The following is a 231-nucleotide window of genomic DNA, read 5'->3' on the forward strand; positions in this document are numbered from 1 at the left end:
GGTGTATAAGTAGTTCCTGAAATGCTTCCGCCTCCTGAAACTACTGACCAGCTTCCGCCTGCCGGTGTTGCAGATAAGGCTTTGGTCGTTTTTTCACAAATTGCTGTTGTTGTAGTGGTATTATTTGCTGTTCCTGCAAATTCATTGACAGTTAATGTTACATCAGAACTTCTAGCGGCACATGATCCGTTGGCGGCAATCGTATAACGAACCGTTACCGGAGTATCGGCT

1 protein-coding gene is annotated in these 231 nt (G+C 45.5%); it reads right to left on the bottom strand.

The window, feature by feature from the left end:
• The coding region (locus FLACHUCJ7_RS25235) for a hypothetical protein (RefSeq protein WP_180910981.1) at positions 1-231 on the bottom strand (231 nt) is incomplete at both ends.

The sequence above is a fragment of the Flavobacterium salmonis genome (genome assembly GCF_903819435.1).
GTDB lineage: Bacteria > Bacteroidota > Bacteroidia > Flavobacteriales > Flavobacteriaceae > Flavobacterium > Flavobacterium chungangense.